17 protein-coding genes and 1 pseudogene are annotated in these 16,545 nt (G+C 54.6%); 8 read left to right on the top strand and 10 right to left on the bottom strand.

The genetic code is table 11. The annotated features are described in order from the left end of the window. Nucleotides 1-305 (top strand): annotated as a pseudogene (locus CPT76_RS37060) (nitric oxide dioxygenase); the annotation flags it as partial. A gap of 120 nt (nt 306-425) precedes the next feature. On the opposite strand, the gene CPT76_RS05625 reads toward CPT76_RS37060, so the two are convergent. From CPT76_RS05625 to CPT76_RS39055, 4 genes are all read right to left on the bottom strand, one after another. Then, nucleotides 426-1,436: a phytanoyl-CoA dioxygenase family protein gene (locus tag CPT76_RS05625; RefSeq protein WP_105442202.1), complete on the bottom strand. Its 1,011-nt coding sequence runs from the start codon at nt 1,434-1,436 to the stop codon at nt 426-428. Between the two features lie 104 nt (nt 1,437-1,540). Next, the gene (locus tag CPT76_RS05620; protein WP_258168118.1) at nt 1,541-2,434 is read right to left on the bottom strand and encodes an AraC family transcriptional regulator; all 894 of its coding nucleotides are present in this window, start codon (nt 2,432-2,434) and stop codon (nt 1,541-1,543) included. Between the two features lie 212 nt (nt 2,435-2,646). Beyond that, nucleotides 2,647-3,843 carry a beta-L-arabinofuranosidase domain-containing protein gene (locus tag CPT76_RS39060; protein ID WP_258168172.1) on the bottom strand — a complete coding sequence of 399 codons (1,197 nt, stop codon included), beginning with the start codon at nt 3,841-3,843 and terminating at the stop codon, nt 2,647-2,649. After that, complete coding sequence (locus CPT76_RS39055; RefSeq protein ID WP_258168117.1) at nt 3,807-4,526, bottom strand: beta-L-arabinofuranosidase domain-containing protein; 720 nt, start codon at nt 4,524-4,526, stop codon at nt 3,807-3,809. Before CPT76_RS39055 ends, CPT76_RS39060 begins: the two co-directional genes overlap by 37 nt. A gap of 198 nt (nt 4,527-4,724) precedes the next feature. Here CPT76_RS39055 and CPT76_RS05610 point away from each other — a divergent pair, with 198 nt between their 5' ends. Beyond that, nucleotides 4,725-5,579, top strand: a complete 855-nt coding sequence (locus CPT76_RS05610; protein ID WP_105442201.1) for a helix-turn-helix transcriptional regulator — start codon at nt 4,725-4,727, stop codon at nt 5,577-5,579. Between the two features lie 105 nt (nt 5,580-5,684). Here CPT76_RS05610 and CPT76_RS05605 read toward each other — a convergent pair whose 3' ends face one another. From CPT76_RS05605 to CPT76_RS39045, 3 genes are all read right to left on the bottom strand, one after another. Beyond that, nucleotides 5,685-6,509, bottom strand: coding sequence for a sugar phosphate isomerase/epimerase family protein (locus tag CPT76_RS05605; RefSeq protein WP_105442200.1), 825 nt, complete (start codon nt 6,507-6,509; stop codon nt 5,685-5,687). A 178-nt stretch (nt 6,510-6,687) separates the two neighbouring features. Next, complete coding sequence (locus CPT76_RS39050) at nt 6,688-7,521, bottom strand: ADP-ribosylglycohydrolase family protein (RefSeq protein WP_258168116.1); 834 nt, start codon at nt 7,519-7,521, stop codon at nt 6,688-6,690. Further along, the gene (locus CPT76_RS39045; RefSeq protein WP_258168115.1) at nt 7,518-7,997 is read right to left on the bottom strand and encodes an ADP-ribosylglycohydrolase family protein; all 480 of its coding nucleotides are present in this window, start codon (nt 7,995-7,997) and stop codon (nt 7,518-7,520) included. Before CPT76_RS39045 ends, CPT76_RS39050 begins: the two co-directional genes overlap by 4 nt. A gap of 56 nt (nt 7,998-8,053) precedes the next feature. On the opposite strand from CPT76_RS39045, the gene CPT76_RS05595 reads away from it, so the two are divergent. Further along, entirely contained in the window at nt 8,054-8,986 is a 933-nt protein-coding gene (locus CPT76_RS05595; protein WP_258168114.1) for a helix-turn-helix domain-containing protein, read from the top strand. A gap of 169 nt (nt 8,987-9,155) precedes the next feature. Here CPT76_RS05595 and CPT76_RS05590 read toward each other — a convergent pair whose 3' ends face one another. After that, nucleotides 9,156-9,551, bottom strand: coding sequence for a MarR family winged helix-turn-helix transcriptional regulator (locus tag CPT76_RS05590; protein WP_105442199.1), 396 nt, complete (start codon nt 9,549-9,551; stop codon nt 9,156-9,158). A gap of 104 nt (nt 9,552-9,655) precedes the next feature. Between CPT76_RS05590 and CPT76_RS05585 the strand changes: the two genes are divergently transcribed. Then, on the top strand, nt 9,656-9,874 hold the full coding sequence (locus tag CPT76_RS05585; RefSeq protein WP_105442198.1) for a hypothetical protein: 219 nt from the start codon (nt 9,656-9,658) through the stop codon (nt 9,872-9,874). 88 nt (nt 9,875-9,962) lie between these two features. On the opposite strand, the gene CPT76_RS05580 is transcribed toward CPT76_RS05585, so the two are convergent. After that, nucleotides 9,963-10,325 carry a DUF488 domain-containing protein gene (locus tag CPT76_RS05580; RefSeq protein WP_258168113.1) on the bottom strand — a complete coding sequence of 121 codons (363 nt, stop codon included), beginning with the start codon at nt 10,323-10,325 and terminating at the stop codon, nt 9,963-9,965. Nucleotides 10,326-10,404: 79 nt separating this feature from the next. On the opposite strand from CPT76_RS05580, the gene CPT76_RS41230 reads away from it, so the two are divergent. Beyond that, the gene (locus tag CPT76_RS41230; RefSeq protein ID WP_308737522.1) at nt 10,405-11,691 is read left to right on the top strand and encodes a lipase family protein; all 1,287 of its coding nucleotides are present in this window, start codon (nt 10,405-10,407) and stop codon (nt 11,689-11,691) included. Nucleotides 11,692-11,907: 216 nt separating this feature from the next. After that, a complete protein-coding gene (locus CPT76_RS05570; RefSeq protein WP_105442196.1) occupies nt 11,908-12,870 on the top strand; it encodes a serine hydrolase domain-containing protein in 963 nt (320 codons plus the stop codon). 114 nt (nt 12,871-12,984) lie between these two features. Here the strand turns inward: CPT76_RS05570 and CPT76_RS05565 are convergent, their stop codons facing one another. After that, complete coding sequence (locus tag CPT76_RS05565; protein ID WP_105442195.1) at nt 12,985-14,451, bottom strand: sulfatase family protein; 1,467 nt, start codon at nt 14,449-14,451, stop codon at nt 12,985-12,987. A 211-nt stretch (nt 14,452-14,662) separates the two neighbouring features. Here CPT76_RS05565 and CPT76_RS05560 point away from each other — a divergent pair, with 211 nt between their 5' ends. Both CPT76_RS05560 and CPT76_RS05555 read left to right on the top strand, forming a co-directional pair. Continuing rightward, complete coding sequence (locus CPT76_RS05560) at nt 14,663-15,475, top strand: helix-turn-helix domain-containing protein (protein ID WP_105442194.1); 813 nt, start codon at nt 14,663-14,665, stop codon at nt 15,473-15,475. 121 nt (nt 15,476-15,596) lie between these two features. Beyond that, a partial coding sequence (locus CPT76_RS05555; protein ID WP_105442193.1) for a YeeE/YedE family protein occupies nt 15,597-16,545 on the top strand: 949 nt, incomplete at its 3' end.

Here is a 16,545-nt window from a genome sequence, read left to right as displayed (position 1 = left end):
AGAACAACCATCCGTTCAAGGAGCATCTTGCCGGACTGGCCAACAGCCACCCGAACCTGCGCTGCTTCACGGCGTATTCTTCTCCAACCGAGCAAGACCTGGGCTCAGAAAGCTTTTCACATAAGGGCTATGTTGATGCAGAGTGGCTGCGCTCCATTCTTCCGTCCGGGCCGGCGGTGTATTATTTCTGCGGATCCGTCTCCTTCATGAAAGCAATCAATCAAGCATTGAAAGAACTGGAAATTCCTAAGGAGCGCATTCATTATGAAGCCTTCAGTCCGATCGCCATACTGGATGAGGAATAGCGGGATTTGGGGCAAACGACCTTCAAAACAAAGAAGAGCGCGGCACAGGTGCCGGGCTCTTTTTTATGAAAGATACAGAAGGCTGGATTCATGACTCCAAAAAAGTTCAGGTAACGTAATTCAGTCCTGTTCATCTTTCTCCTGAACGACCGGCATCATCATGCCGTCGTCCATCCCCATCATCGTCACGCTGGTGGACTCGGGAATCTCATCATGCTGCGTAATATCAACCGGCGTGTCGAATAACGGTTCGGCATAAGCCAGATGCGTCCGTCCGCGCGCCAAGATTTGGCGGTAATTCCCGCTGTCGCCCTCATAGCCGTCATGGTCCCATGGAACAAACGAACGGGCATTGCAGTAATGGCACACATACGAGCGGCGGTAACGATCCGTCGTTCGATTCGGGTAGGAGCGGTGAAACAGGTGTGAATGGAAGAACAGCACGTCCCCGGGCTTCAACGGAACCGGAATCGGGTCCGGATAATGGGACACCACCTTCGACAGCGTGTTGACTTCGTCATCCAGGTGACTGACATGCTCCACGGAATGGAGATCGGAAAACGCCTCCTTGGCGTGAACGTTTCCGCCATTATCTCCCGGCGGCGGATAAATCGGCTCATGGTTGGAGCCGGGAACCACCCACAGGCAGCCGTTCTCTTCATCGGCGTCCTCAAGCGCGATCCAGGCTCCGATCAGCGTGTCGGGATGAGTTTTGATATAGTATGCGTCCTGATGCCATCCCTGTCCCCCTTTTCCGGGTGGATTGAAAAAGATCATGGACTGCAGGGCATACACATCCGGACCCGTCAGCGCTTCAAGTACATCGAGGATTCGGGGATGCAGCATCAGCTGCTCCCCTTCCGGGTAGAGGCGTGAGATCATATGAACCCGCGTTTTTTCGGCGAACTCCGCTTTGAGCGGGTCCTTATCCTCCTCGGATGCCTGCTCGCGCTTTCCTTCATTCTCGATCCGCAGCCGTTCTGCCCACACGGCGTACTGTTCGATTTCTTTCGGATCCAGCAGCCCTCGGACGATGACGAATCCGTCCCTGTGATACTGCTTATACTCTTCCACCGTTACATAATAACGGTCCTCTCTTAATTTGGCTTTCGGCACATAAGTCTGCCCCATGGTTGATCCCCTCCACACGTATTGATTACCTTAAGTGTGAAGGATTCCGTAAGCGTTCTCAATGGAGAGGACACGGAAAACGGTGGACGGATTTGATATCCGCTTTACCGGGAATCTCCATGATCCAGTACGACAAAATGCCGGTTCAAAGGATACGCGGCCTCCTCCTCCTCGATGACGGCCAAATGCCGGAACAACGGATCCGCGAACCGGTCGCGAAACTCCAGGGCCGTCATTCCACGGGTTCGCTTGAACATGCGGGAGAAATAGTGCTCATCGGTGAATCCGACGTCGTAAGCGATCTGCTTGATGGTCCGCTCCGCCTGAATAAGGAGCTGCTCAGCCCTCCGGAGGCGGCGTTCCAGCAGCGCTTTCTGAGGGGGAATGCCCATCCAGCGGACGAACATCCGGGTGAAATGCTCATGGGTCCAGCCCGAGCTGGCCGCGATTTCTTCAATGGTAATCTGGCGGTGAAGCTGCTGCTCCATATAATCCATGGCCCGCATGATGGGAGCGGGCAGCGAAGCGGCCGACATCGACTCGTCTTCCTCAATCGCCTGCCATTCCTCAAGGACGCCCATCAGCAAAACGGACGCCCTTCGCTGCCAGCCGGCCGGCTTGATATGCGCGATCTTCAGCATCTGCTTAAGCATGGAGGGAATCAGGCTCCCTCCGGCAATGACCGACCAGTCACGGAAATTTTCCCGATCGCGGTCCGGCCTGCAGAAGGCTTCCCGAAACGCAGCAAATTCGAAGTGAACGAATAAGTGCCTTGTGGGAAGGCTAGGATCAAACCGATACCGGTGCGGTTCTCCGGGGCAGGTGAACACGACTCCCGGACGGTCCAGGACAAACGGCCCCCGGTCGATTTCGTAAACGGATCGGGTTCCTGCCGGGAAGTATACCAATTCGAAATCGTCGATCGTACGCATCCCGAGAACGGATCCCGGCTTCACGGCGATGTCCCCCATGGCATGAATGACGGGTAATGTAAGCAACGATGCACAACCTCCCTAGTCTCTGGCCCTCTCGCTGCCGGATCGGAACCGCTCGTTTTAATAGCATGATACACTATTAAACCGCGCCCTGCAGCCCAAAAAAGAGAGATGACCGCATGCCCTGCGGCATCTCTCTCTTTAGAGCGAACCCGGGACGGATTCCGCACGCCTAGCCGTGCAGGGTGAGATGCGCCCTGTCTAGCACAGTTATCTTATTGCTCCTTGAACCGCTTCCGGCTGCCGATGAGCGGGAACTCACCGATCCGCAGCCGCGCGCTTCCGTAAGGGATCAGCTCAAGCTCCGCCACAGGCTGACCGTTGCAGTCGGGATGAATGGGCGGTGTGCCTGCATTGTTGCCTTCCATCTTCCAGTCTTTGACCAGCTGTCCTGATGCTGTGATCCGCACGGGGGCTCCATCCGCGGAGAACGGCTGGCTTGGAATATCCGCCTCGGTTACCTCAAAGCCGGTATCGGCCAACAGGCCGTATTTCCAGGCCGATCCCGGATACAGTTCCCAATCATGGAACATTTCACGCTCCCGCACCATCTGCCATTGCTCCCTGACCGGCAGCACATAGACAAGTGGTCCCCTCTCTACGCTGACCGCATAAAGGTTGCGCGACGTCGTGTTGATGGCCATCGGCAGCGTCAGTTCGATCCCGTCTCCACTCGCCCACTCGCGGTTGATTTTGGCATAGCCGTTCTCGGTCTGAACGTTCACCGGCGTACCGTTGACCTGGATTTCAGGCTGTGTGCACCAGGACGGGATCCGCAAGGAAACCGTAAATATTTCCGGGCGCTCCAAAGTGATTGAGATGGAGACATGGTCCCGGAAGGGATATTCTCCGCTGACGGCCAACTTGGCCAAGGAGCCGTTGCCAACCGGGGTCTCGACAGTACACGGCGCGTAGGAAACAGCTGCAAGCCCGCCCTCATGGTCTCTCATCCACAAATGCGACGTCAGCTTGGGCCATCCTTGGTGCATATTCGCGGTGCAGCAGCCGAAATGCGGCTCCAGGCCGAAAAGGTTCGCGTCAGGCCCGTTCACCCAGCTGCGGGGAGCGACGTTGCACAAAATCTGGTTCACCTGCTGATCGTACTGATGGGAGGTCCAATCCGGGGAGATTGCCGCCGGCAGCGCATTAAACGCCACTTTTTCAAGAATGTCGCCGAACCTGCCGTCGCCGAATATCCGCGTCAGCTGCTCCATCGAAAACATGTATTCCACCACGGCGCACAGCTCGACGCCCTGGCTCGGATGCGTGCCAGAGAGCCACTCGTCACCCGAAAACATGCCATGTGCCTGACCGTGGTATGTCATCAGCGAATCGATCCCTCGGTGCACGGCATCCCTCAAGACGTCATCTCCGGTCAGTTCGTACAAAACGCCCGGCGTCTTGATCCCCATCGCCACATTGACCACATGCGTCGTCCAGTCCCACTCCTCCACCTTGCGCCAGAACGGGAAGTCGTAAAAAATGTCAGACCAGTCCGTCGTCTGCTTGGCCACGATCTCCGCCACTTCCAGCAGCAAAGGATCCTGCGCCTTTTATACAGCCAAACCAGGCAGAGCAGCATTTCTGCTCCCCGGGTTTTCGCCCAGCCTTGCAGCGGATTCTCTTCAATGGTGCTGCGGACGTAGCCGAAAAATTTCGTCAGAAAGGGAACGATCCTCTCATCTTTCGTCGCTTCTTCATGCTGCATCATGACCTTCAGCATGATCATGTAATGCCACCAATCGTGCTTTTTATCGACCTCACGGTTGACGGTTTCGATCCGTTTCGGACCGAAGTGGCCATCGTCCTGTTGACTCGCAAGCGACCATTCAACCCACCGATTGGCTTTGGCGATCAACCTTTCATCTTCTAGCAAATAGGCCAGTGGAAGAAGTCCGTCCAAATAGTACGGTCCGCGTTCCCAGCTTTCTCCGCTGCCTCCGATCCACCCGTTTTCAGGCCCGACATCCGCCCAATGCTCCTCCAAATGCCCGGTAAGACCTTTTGCTTGAATCATCAGTTGATCCTTAAGCCAACCGGAAGGTTTAACCGCGCCAAGCGGCAGTTGTTCAAAAGCGGTTTTAACGAATTTCATAGCTCGCCACTCCCTTTTCATCTTCGGTTTACTTTGGCTAACGCTATGAAATATACCATGTCCCTCGCTATTTACCGATACCGGATATCAACATGTTTTTGTCCAATCACAACCTCATCATGCAGGCAAAACATATGGCTTCGCCATGTACAATCCTTTATGATAGAAGCAATTCGATTCGAAGGAAGGAGGATCGCCATGTTCCAATTCATCGCTCCGCCTCTGCCCCATTACATTACCTGCGGGGAGGACACCTACCCAATTGGCGGAATCCATCCGGACCGAAGCGGCATCGGGGTCTTTGACCTGATCTTCGTGGCGAGGGGTTGCCTGTTTCTGGAGGAAGAGCTTACGATGCTCACCATCCCGGCGGGACATTACGCCATCCTTCGGCCTGACCGGTCGCACCGGACCGCCCGGCCCTGTTTGGAAGAAACGCATTTTTACTGGCTGCATTTTCAAACCTTGGGCAGCTGGAACGAAGTTTCCGAGCAGGATTCCTCTTTACCGGCATTTGAAGGCCATCCGCTCTATCAGATCGAGAAATTCTCAATCTATATTTCCCAGCAGGGAGCACCGCTTCTCCCAAGTCAAGTGGAAGAGCTCCTCCGCAGGCTGATGCTGCTGCACCCGGAACAGACTGTATCCGCCCGCTGGAAGCAGCAGATCTGCTTTCAGGACCTGCTGTCCATGCTGCAGCAGACGGAAGGGGGAGAAGTACAGAATCCACATCTGAAGGTGGCGGAACTGGCGGGCGAATATCTTCGCCGGCATTACCGGGAGCCCATCAGCTATAAGCGGATGTCGGAAGCCCTGCACTTTCATTCCAACTACATCGCCATATGTATGAAAAAGACGTTCGGCTGTACGCCGCTGGAATATTTAACGAGGCACAGGATCGAGCAGGCCAAGCAAACTCTGATCCATACCGACGATCCGATCGGACGTGTCGCCGAGCAGACGGGTTTCGGATCCTTTCCTTATTTCGTTAGGAGCTTTGCGAGATATACCGGTCATACCCCGAAGTCTTTCCGGCAGCTCTACCGAAAATAATTTCGGCCAGATGTACCTGCATCTATGACAAAAGGCTGCCCGCATGCTGTGGAAGCAATGCGGCAGCCTTTTTGCATTCTTTTACATGAGGTGAAGTCATGTCTGTCAGGTAGCTTTCACGGATTGGGTTCGTTCGAAGTTTTCACGGTATTGTTCTACCGTCCACTTACATACCTGCCACAAATCCGTAACCGGCTGATTGGTAAAAGGCAGCGTGTGAAGATAACCCGGCGGACCGTATTCCGGCGTAAAGGTCAATTCGGAAGCACCGGCATGCTGCCTCGCATCGGCGATCCGGTTCCACCAGTCAAAATGCCGAGCAACTTCATGCGCGTACTCGGGTGCCCGCGGATCGGGAACTTGAGGGCCCTGAGCATAACCGACACGCCCATGGATATGTACGGTGCGGGCGATAGCCAGGTCCAGCTCGCTCTCGAAATGTTCCAGCGTCGATTCGGTAACGCAGCACCAATGGCTAAAATCGGCCGTCAGCCCAAGTCCAGGGACCGCATTCAGCACCTTCCCCGTATCCCAGGGATTAAATAAAGCTCTGCCCCGGTGGGTTTCATGGCCCACCTTGACGCCAAGCTGCTGCTCGAGCTGAACGGCCCGCCGGAAATAATCGATCTGCTCCTCCAGCGGAACATAGTCCTTTAAGGAATGCGCAGTAACATGGATCGGCCCAAACGACGTTGCCCGTTCCAATTGTGCTTCGAAAGAAGCATAGTGGTCCGGCCCTTCGGTAAAAATCATCCCTACGTAATCAAGCTTATGGCCTGCGAGGAGCTCCTTAAACCGCTGTTCGTCGTCAGGTCCCGGCAGGGGAGCCTCTACGCCATCATAACCGGCGGATGCGATACGCCCCACCTGCTCTTCCAAAGTGCCCGTTCCCTCCATGCCCCACAACGCCTTGATCAATTTGAGTTTCATCCTTTTCCACCTCTCCCGGTTGATTGGACACCGTTTCCCCCATTGTTTCCGATCCTCCGCCCGTTGTCCATGGATCCAAGGGCATGATTCGTGGATGGATTTGATATGTCTTTTGTTCGATAACATACGGATTCAAGCTGGATCGTTCTTAAAAAGAACTACGGCCGACGTCGCCAAGTTACGCCTCGTGATGCGTTTTGCCGGCAAGGATGGTAAATCGGTCGACCAGGTCGCTGATCTGAAACTTCTCCGCGTTCGTCATATACGTTGTGACCGTATCGTGAAACGGCTCAACCCAATGCTCCGGCACGCCGGATTTCCCGGCGATCGCGCCAACGATGCTGCCGGCCGTCGCAGCCGTACAATCGTTGTCCAGTCCCATGGCAACCGTCTCCGAGATCACCTTGGACACATCGGTCCCCCCGATCATCAAACCGAACACCGTCAAGCACGCGTTATTGTTGGTGTGCACGCCCGACATTCCCTTGAAACGCTCATCGACCGCTGCTCTGGCTTCCTTGTAATCATGGATTTCACCGCTAACGGCAAGCGCCCACTCCACATCCTTATAAAGGCTGCATTCCTTCGGAATTTCGGTCAAGCCGATACGAAGCGCCTGCTCGGGATGATCGACGGCGAACGCCGCGGACTGCGCAGCACTGAAAAACATCTCCCCGTAAATCCCGTTCCGCCGATGGCTCAAATAAGCGTCCCGATAGGCGCATTCCGCCGCTTTCGCCGGGTACGCCGGAGCCAGGTAAGCCCACGGATCCGAGCGGATATCCGCACCGATCCACTGGCAGAACGGATTGTTTACGTCAGCTGCTTGCAGCGCCGGAATGCCCGCCTTCAAATTGTTGAGCGCAGCCTCCTCCGCAGTACAAGCGACCGGCAGGTACTTGAGCCAGCTCTTTCCTACATCCTCTGTCGTGAAGTTGAGACCGTGCTCTTCGGCAATAAGCAGTCCGAGGATCGTATAAGTAATGTCGTCATCGACAGGGACTTGGGTCAAGCCTTCCAAGGTATATTCATAAAAGGTGCTTTTGCCGTAACGGAGATCGTTCGGATTTTTTGATTTTTGGACCAATAATGCTGTGGAGGAAAGGCATCCCCGATATATGCGGCCCATTTCTCCATGTCGCTCACTTCCCAGAATTCTACCGGCGCCCCCAGCGTGCATCCGGCAAAACGGGCGAGCATCGCCCCTTCGAGCTTTTCCTTGTAGACCGCCTTGTCAAACGAAGCCCACAGCCTTCTTGGTCCTTCAGTACGCTGCGCTCGAATGGACGGCAGATCGTCCGGCTCCCGCTCCTTAAGCTTGGCGTCAATGGGTAAATCCTGCAGTTTCTCCAACGTTTCTTTCATCTTCTCTTCCATGTCGATCCAGGCATCGGCCACGCCCCGTCCTCCGTATTCGTGCGCGAGCCGCCCGTACTCAATAATTTTGCCTGCCAGTTCGTGGATCCTCGGTTCCTTAGGATAAGCCATATCAATAAACTCCTTTCCCAAGATCAATGAAATTCGTTCAAGGATAGTTTATTATAATGAAAACAATGACTTCCGCCGAAAAAGGACTGAAAGCTGTGCAGAATCGACCATTTGATTATAAAGTCGTCTCCCAGCCTTATATGCTTCCTTCCGATTTCCCTGTGGATTGGCTCAGCAATCATATCCAGGGAGACAACGAGATTACGTATTTGCACTTTCACAACTGCCTTGAGATCGGCTACTGCCTGGAAGGCTCAGGCGTCTTTTTCGTTGAAGACAAAATCCTGCCCTACACCCAAGGAGATGTGAGCATCATCTTTCCGAATCAGCTGCATCTTGCCCAAAGCTTAAAGGGAAAAGAAAGCAGGTGGCATTTCTGCTTTATTGATCCGGACGCCCTCTTTTCGTCTGACCCGATGTCTTCCGGATTCTGGGACCGGGTCGGAACGGATACATATCCCCGGTTCAACAACATCGTCACCCCGGATGATCACGCTGAGGTCGTCTGGCTGACAGATCACGCGATGAAGGAGCTGGAGAAACACGGGCCGGGATATGAATCGGCTGTAAAAGGATACATCTGGACGCTCCTGACGCTGATCGGCAGGCAGCTGCTGCTTCAAGAGAGCGGCACAGCTGAAACTGCGGCTGGCGGGGCCGACCGGCGGGCGATGCAGCAAATTTCAAAAGCGCTCGAGTACATTTCCCAGCACTATATGGAACCGGTCCCGATCCACCGGTTAGCCGAGCTATGCTGCCTCAGTGTCACCCATTTCCGGCGCATTTTCCACAAATGCATGGGCATGGCTCCGCTGGACTATATCAACAACGTGCGCATTCAGGTTGCGGCTGCCCTGCTGTGCCATAGCGGCAGCAGCATTTTGGCTATTTCCGAGGAGGTCGGCTATGCGACCTTATCCAGCTTCAACCGGCACTTCAAGCGGCTGATGGGCGAAGCCCCGAGCCAATGGCGGTCCAAAAACAGATGACAGAGGCAGCAAATATTTTGCGCTGCGGCAAAATCATTTGTGATTGGCAGGCAATTAGAAGCGCGGCTCAACCAACTCAAAATGGCGCCCCCTGCAGCCCTTGGGCTAAAAGTTCACTCGTTACGTTTTTTCCTGGGATCACCGGAATGATATACGAGTGAGTAAACTACTACAAATGAGGAAAATTGAAGTCAAGGCTTTCCAGCTGCATCAGATGCACGGTGGACAGCCTCCTGAGACAATCCATTCCTTTCTCCGTCAGGGTAATATGAACGCTGCGGGCGTCTTCCGGGTTCGCCCGCCTGACGATAAGACCTGCCCGAACACAGCGGGAGACGAGGCCGACGCAGGCATGATGGGTGATCTGCAGCTTTTCCGCCGCTTCGGCGATCGTTGCATAATCCCGGCCCGGGTACCCCTGAATCGCAAGCATCAGCTGATGCTGCTGCGGAGTCAGGCCGACATCTCTTGCGGCATTTTCGCTGAAATGGATAAACTTCCGCAGCCTGTACCGAAATTCGGCCAACTGCTCGTACACGGCTTTCGGCAAATGTTCATCAGTCATGAAGAGGGTCTCCTTCACATATTTATATCGCAATACGATATGTTGCGGGATGGTTGTTCCCCTATGCGGGCATCCCATTCATGATGAAAGCGAGGCGTTGTAAATTGATCAAATCCGGATCGATCTGGCAATCCGTCACGTTTGGACTGCTGTTTGCTGTATTGGCCATCGGCCTGCTCCCCTTCGTCGTGATTTACAGCCTGACCGAGTTGTACGGAATCTCCGAGGCCTATGAATGGGTGGGTATCGCTCCGCTCCATATTTTTTCGCGCCACAAAAAATGCGGCGATAAAGGGAGCAGCCATCACGACGCGGGACAGTAACCGGCAATACCCGGTTTCTCCCCCTTTTATCAAAATATGGGGCAGGCCTTCCATCTTAGAACCGAAAAATCCGGCCAGTCTGCGGTGCTTACGACGTTTCAATGATTTCTTTGAGCACGACCGCCTGATTCATGGTGGTATCCTTCGCGGCATATAACAGCGTAACCGTGCAACCCTCCGCCAATTCCCGGATTTGCCGTAAAAGCTGGGAAGGCTTGTCCTGCTGAAGTTCCTGCAGGTATAGCTCTTTGAACTTCTCGTAATGATCCAGCCGATGCGCGTACCATTTTCTCAGCTCATGACTGGGCGCGATCTCTTTCATCCATTCGTCGACCGCGGCCTGCTCTTTCGTGAGTCCCCTCGGCCAGAGACGGTCGACCAGGATTCGTTTGCCGTCTGATGCTTCAGGCTTTTCATAGACCCGTTTGATATGAATCGGAATGGTGGACACCTCCTTATTAGACTATTCATGCCCAAGCACCCGATCCTTATCCTCTTAATATAGTGTAGGAGTGAAAGGCGGGATGCGTATGAGCAAGGCAGACGATTTGCAGCAGCGTACCATTTTTCTGGCGGCCATCTGCGGACAGACCTATGCTCAATTTGAGAATGCAGACGGGTCGTTTGTCGTCCCTTCTCCATACACACGGCTTGAGACGATTGAGGCCAGGTCCATTACAGACGATTGGGAACGCTTCGGTTTTATTCTCGATTCGGATCAAGAGGTCATCATTGCATTTCGGGGAACCAGCACGACGACCAACTGGATCGCGGACCTGATCGCTTCTCAGAAGAAATACAAATACATTAAAGAAGACTGTATGACGCATCGGGGCTTCACGGACATTTATGCCTCCGCAAGGACCCGCATTATCTCGACACTGGCTAAGGTATCCCGCGGCAAGACGCTGTTTATTACCGGTCACAGCCTGGGTGCGGCGCTGGCGACCTTATGCGCGGTCGATGTTGCAGCCAATACCGGCTTCCGCTCCCCTTACCTGTTCACATTCGGTTCACCGCGGGTAGGCGATCCTGCCTTTGCCAAGGCTTGTGCCAGCTATGTCCCCAACAGCTTTCGCATCGCCAATCTGTTTGATGTCGTGACCCATGCGCCCCCTGCCGTATACAAACTGCCGAAACGGTCCAAAACATTTTATTACAGCCATGTAAAGAACTTGTCACCCCGGCATTTTCAGCTCGGATCCTTTGGAGGGAACCACGTCATCTCCAGCTATTTCAACGAGTTATCCAAGCTTCAGCCGGAATATACCAAGATGCTGTCATCAGCCAATCCTGGCTTCTGTCCGTTCCCTGAATATTCCGTACATCAAGCAAATGCTGCTGCGGCAGCCGATGCGGGTTACGCATCCAAACAGGCACTCCAGACGCTGAACAGCTTCTACAAACCGGCGCTGAAAGGCCAGTTCCCGGGGGCAGTTAGCGGCCTCACCGTTGGTAACAGCACCCGGCAGGACGTCCTGCACAAGATCGGGGAACCCGAAAATCCGATGAAGGATGCCGATGGGTTCGATGTATACAGCGCGAACATGGGCAATCCCGGCTACGCCATCAATTATAAGCTCGGCAAAATCCGTGAGATGCGCTATTTCGGCACCAACGTTGAACGCCAGACCAATATCGGCGGCATTACGATGAAGATGCTGAAGCAGAACTGGTATGCACCAAGTTCGGTGTCCACCTTCAAAACCGGGAACAAGACGCAGACCAAGCTGACATACAACCGCGGCAACTATAAGCTCGAGTTTATTTTCAACAGCAGCACGGAGCTAGATCATATTAACCTTTTAACCAAATAACAGCCTTCGCCGAAGACAGTGGTTCACCTGGAGCCGCTGTCTTTTTGCGTGTATAGATGAGGTTCAAGTGGACTATGTATTCATTATACGTGCTGGTCCTTGGATCGAAAATAATCATTGGAGCATCGTCCGAACCTTGTCCGGCAGGCGCCAGTTTGCCATAATGTATAGACGGCATCCTGCCACAAAAGCCATACTTAACAAAGGAAGATTCCGATGAATATTTCTGCACTTGCTTCCATGATTGCACCGGTCGACCTGAGAAGCTGCCTGATCAGCCAAAACGGCAGGCTGGTGTTTGAGCACTACCGTCATCCCCACATCCCTGACGAGAAGGCGAAGGTCAATTCCTGCACCAAAAGCTTTCTGTCAGCCCTGATCTGCGTCGCAATGGACCAAGGCATCCTGCCGGGTGCGGAGACGCCGATCACCGAATTTTTCCCGCAGCTTCGTTCCGCTTCCGATCCACGCAAGCGGGAGATCACGCTGGAGCATCTGCTGACGATGTCAGCCGGCTTTGAATGGAGCGAATTCGGCGGGATCAAATCGTTTCCGCGCATGACCAGAACCGGCAATTGGGTCGAATTTGTGCTCGAGCAGCCGATTTCCGATACACCTGGGACCCGGATGGAGTACAGCTCGGGATGCTCCCAGCTTCTGTCCGCGATCCTAGTTCAAGCCGCCGGCAAGTCAACGGCCCAGTACGCCGAAGAAAATCTGTTTGGACCGCTGGGCATTGAAGACTATCGATGGGAGTCCGACCCGCAGGGGATCCACACCGGAGGCTACGGTTTATGGCTCCGTCCCGGGGATTTGCTGAGGTTCGGGCAGCTGTATCTGCAGCAGGGACGCTGGGAGCAGCGGCAGATGATCCCCCGAGAGCTTGTGAACCGGTCCGTACAGCCGTTTATCCCCGCTGGTCCGCCTAACCGCGGCTTTTATGGCTGGCATTGGTGGACGGATACTTTTGGAGCCGAGCTTGGTGGTCATTCCGCTGCAGCATCCCCGCCTTCATTTGACTATTTTTACGCCCGCGGATATGCGGGACAGTTCATTTATATCGTCCCCGTCCTGGAGACGGTAGTAGTCCTGACCGATGACAAACGCAAAAAAGAGCGGCATCCGGCGAATGTGTTCCGCGATTTCATCGCACCGCTGCTGCTCGAAGATTTGAACTAAGCTGCGCCGATGCATGGTAAACCGCCGTTGCCAGCATGGTCAGCGCCAACAGGCAATGAAGAAAGGGGCTATCGCCAATCGATAGCCCCTTGTCTTATTCCCGCCGCATACCGCTTATTTCTGTGCAAACTCCCGCGGGTGGCGGCGCTTCAGCTCGTCCACGGCATGCCCTCTCCCGGTCTGTTCCAGCCGCTCGATGTACATCGGCAGATGCCCTTTCGCATGATACGGCCCGCCTTCCTGAATGACCGTCCACAGCGGATCGACGTCAAACTTCATCGACATCATCATCTCGTCATGCCACTCATTCAGCAAGTAGACCGCTTCCCTGCACAGGTCTCTCCGTTCCTGAGCCAGGTTGTTCTGCTCGTGGGCATCCTCGGTAATATGGAACAGCATCTCCTTGTCAAAAAGATGATATCCGTCATGGTACGTGCGGGTATACAGCCAGTCCCCGAACCGTACGCTGCGCTGGCATACGTGGGCGCACTGCGAGACGACGAGGTACTCCCTTCCGCCATCCTCTCCGCGGCGGAGCGTACCGGCGTAGCTGCGGCCGTCCCAGCTTTGCGCAGGTTGAACGCCCAGCAGTTCCGCGACGGTCGGCACCAGGTCGAGATGATAGTGCAGGGAATCATCGGAAATCCCCTTCTGCATCCCGGGCCACCGGATGATCATCGGGATCCGGCAGGTGCCCTGGTCGGCGGTACCGTGCTCGCCGTAAATGCCCAGCTCGCCCATGTTTTCGCCATGGTCGGCAGTGATGATGATCACCAGGTCGTCCATAATCCCCTTCTCCGTCAAACGATCTAAAATCATCCCGATGTTGTCATCCATATGGCGGATGCCGCAGTCATAGCCATCGATCATCCTCCGCAAATCGTCCATGTTCTGAATGTCGCCGGGGTGGCGGGGAAAATGAGGCGACGTGCTGCTGTTATACATATTGATTTCGTTCGCGCCGTGCGGACCAACCTTTTGCTTGTGGCGCTCCAGCACTTCTTCCGTAATCCACTCCGGAAGCGGTTCGTCCTGAAACGGATTGCCGAACGATGCCGGCGCCCGGTAAGGGGTGTGCGGATCCCAGTAGTTCACGTACAGCAGCCAGTCTTCCTGGTCTGCGTTCCGCTCGATCCAATCCATCACAACGGGGTTGACCTCCTCGGCCGACTCCATACCGCCCTTGCCCGTATTGTAAATTTCGTTGAATCCTGCATAGAAGGTCCATGCTGAATGCCGCTCCCCAAATGGGCTGACTAAGGCCGTTCGCATGCCCGCGCGGCGGAAGACCGCCGGGAAGCTCTCTGACGCGAGCTTGTCGTGGAAATCGCGGTCAGCTCCTTCGTACCGGACGTCCGCCGCCGTCCCGCCGTGTCCCACGACGCCGTTATGTATGCCGAAACGGCCCGTCATCAATGCCGTACGCGACGGGAAGCACGGGGCGTCCGATGTATAGTAGTTGTCAAAGCGTACGCCTTCGGCCGCGACCCGGTCGATATGCGGCGACGTATTGCGGTGGTAGCCATAACAGCCAAGGTGGTCCGGTCTCGTTGAATCCAAATCCAGCAGTAACACTCTCATCGTTCATCCGTCCTCTCCGGATAATATGAAATGCCTTTGCAGCTGAATTATAGGCGTGACGCTCCATATGCGTCCATGTACATTTCATTGATCCATTGTACATTTCTATCGCAATTTATAAGATTTATGCCGATTGCAAGGAAGCATAATTTACGAGAAGTCGGCATTATGATAGGGTTTTATTAAGTTTTGGGATAAAGAGGTGCAGCGCATGCTTCAAATCATGAGTGTAAATTTCGACAATGAAATCCCCCAATGGAGGACCAACCTTGAGACGATTCCGTACAACGTTCTGGTCGTCGTCCGGCAGGGCCAGGTTCGGTACGAGATTAATGGCAGTGTTGTGATCGCCGAAGCGGAGGACGTGCTCTTCATCCCCCGCGGAGCCCGCCGTTCAGGAGAGAACAAGGACGGCATTCCCCACCAAAAGCATACCGTTTTATTTACATGCGAGCCCGGGGCTGAGACGGGAATTCCGTTCGTGGATCAAGGACATTTCATCAAGTTCAGGCTCTCCCCAAGCCAGTACGCCTATCACCGCTGCGACAGGCTGTACGAAGAGATGCGGGGCGGGAAAAGCTACCGTTCCATCATCTGTCTTGGTATATTGCAGGAGCTCCTGGGCATGATTGCCCGGGAACTCGAACAGCCCGCACTGACACCGAGTAAGCTGAAATATGCCGAAGCGGTCAAAGCCTATCTGCTGGAGCATTACCGGGAGCAGATCGAGATTGCCCGGCTGGCCGCTTTGATAAGCCGCTCGCCCAATTACGTAACCGCCGTCTTCAAAGAAGTGTACGGCCGGTCCCCGATCCGCTATATGCATGAGCTGCGCATGCAGGAGGCCTGCAGCCTGCTGCTGGGCTCAAATATGACGGTCGCGGGCATATCGCAGTACCTCGGCTACTACGATACTTCGTATTTCCACCGGGTGTTCAAAAAGTACTGCGGCCTCTCCCCTACCGAATACGTTGCACAGGCGCAGCGGTCAGGCATGCCTCCGCTCATCAACACGATCACATGATATGACAGCTTCATTGGAACATTTCTCCATTGACTTCTCCTGCCTGTTTGTTAGAATCATAAATACCGATAAAACAAAGTGAATTACTCGTATATAAGCAAAGGAGGAGAATGACGTCATGTTGATGTTAACAGGCCTGTTGTGCGGCGCCCTGCTCGGCTTCGTCATGCAGCGTGGACGGTTCTGCCTGACAGGTGGATTCAGGGACATGTATCTGACCAAGGACAACCGCATGTTTTATGCCCTGCTGATCGCCATTTCGATTCAGAGCATCGGCGTGTTTGCGCTGATCCAGCTTGGACTCATCGAATTTAGCGCCGGCACGTTCCCTTGGGTGGCTACCGTGGTCGGCTCGTTTATATTTGGGATTGGTATTATTTTGGCCGGGGGATGTGCGACTGGAACCTGGTACCGGGCCGGTGAAGGACTGATCGGCAGCTGGATCGCACTGTTCGGCTATATGGCGATGAGCGCCACGATGAAATCGGGTGCCTTGGCGCCGCTCAATAACGGAATCAAGAAAGTAGAAGCTCCGGCCAACTCCATTCCGGACACCTTCGGCATTTCGGTTTGGCCGTTTATCGCCCTTTTAGCTATCATTACGATCGTGATGGTCATCCGTACACTGCGCAAACCGAAGGTGGCCATTCCGGCGATGAAGCCGAAGCGTACCGGACTCAGCCATCTGCTGTTCGAAAAACGCTTGCATCCGTTCTTTACCGCCATTCTTGTCGGCCTGATCGCCCTGCTGGCCTGGCCGCTGAGCGAGGCGACCGGACGCATGTCGGGTCTTGGGATCACGACGCCTTCCGCTAACATTTTGCAGTACTTGGTTACGGGAGACAGCGATAAATATGTGAACTGGGGCATGTTCCTGGTGCTGGGTATCCTTATCGGATCCTTTATCGCCGCCAAAGGCAGCCGGGAATTCCGCTTCCGCGCCCCGGATGCAAAGACGGCGGTTTCGAGCTTTGCCGGCGGCATCCTGATGGGCTTTGGCGCCAGCTGGGCGGGGGGCTGCTCGATCGGCAACGGTCTCGTCATGACCGCCATGATGACATGGCAGGGCT

Origin of the sequence: Paenibacillus sp. AR247, assembly GCF_002968895.1 — a bacterium.
GTDB lineage: Bacteria > Bacillota > Bacilli > Paenibacillales > Paenibacillaceae > Paenibacillus_AQ > Paenibacillus_AQ favisporus.
The sequence above is the reverse complement of the archived record's forward strand: the minus strand, read 5'-3'. Positions and strand labels throughout refer to the sequence as shown.

Coding starts and splice junctions, on each gene's coding strand:
- CPT76_RS05625 (WP_105442202.1), bottom strand. CDS start 1,436: ATGGGGCAGACTTATGTGCCGAAAGCCAAATTAAGAGAGGACCGTTAT.
- CPT76_RS39060 (WP_258168172.1), bottom strand. CDS start 3,843: ATGGGGATCAAGACGCCGGGCGTTTTGTACGAACTGACCGGAGATGAC.
- CPT76_RS39055 (WP_258168117.1), bottom strand. CDS start 4,526: ATGAAATTCGTTAAAACCGCTTTTGAACAACTGCCGCTTGGCGCGGTT.
- CPT76_RS05610 (WP_105442201.1), top strand. CDS start 4,725: ATGTTCCAATTCATCGCTCCGCCTCTGCCCCATTACATTACCTGCGGG.
- CPT76_RS05605 (WP_105442200.1), bottom strand. CDS start 6,509: ATGAAACTCAAATTGATCAAGGCGTTGTGGGGCATGGAGGGAACGGGC.
- CPT76_RS39045 (WP_258168115.1), bottom strand. CDS start 7,997: ATGGCTTATCCTAAGGAACCGAGGATCCACGAACTGGCAGGCAAAATT.
- CPT76_RS05595 (WP_258168114.1), top strand. CDS start 8,054: ATGAAAACAATGACTTCCGCCGAAAAAGGACTGAAAGCTGTGCAGAAT.
- CPT76_RS05590 (WP_105442199.1), bottom strand. CDS start 9,551: ATGACTGATGAACATTTGCCGAAAGCCGTGTACGAGCAGTTGGCCGAA.
- CPT76_RS41230 (WP_308737522.1), top strand. CDS start 10,405: ATGAGCAAGGCAGACGATTTGCAGCAGCGTACCATTTTTCTGGCGGCC.
- CPT76_RS05570 (WP_105442196.1), top strand. CDS start 11,908: ATGAATATTTCTGCACTTGCTTCCATGATTGCACCGGTCGACCTGAGA.
- CPT76_RS05565 (WP_105442195.1), bottom strand. CDS start 14,451: ATGAGAGTGTTACTGCTGGATTTGGATTCAACGAGACCGGACCACCTT.
- CPT76_RS05560 (WP_105442194.1), top strand. CDS start 14,663: ATGCTTCAAATCATGAGTGTAAATTTCGACAATGAAATCCCCCAATGG.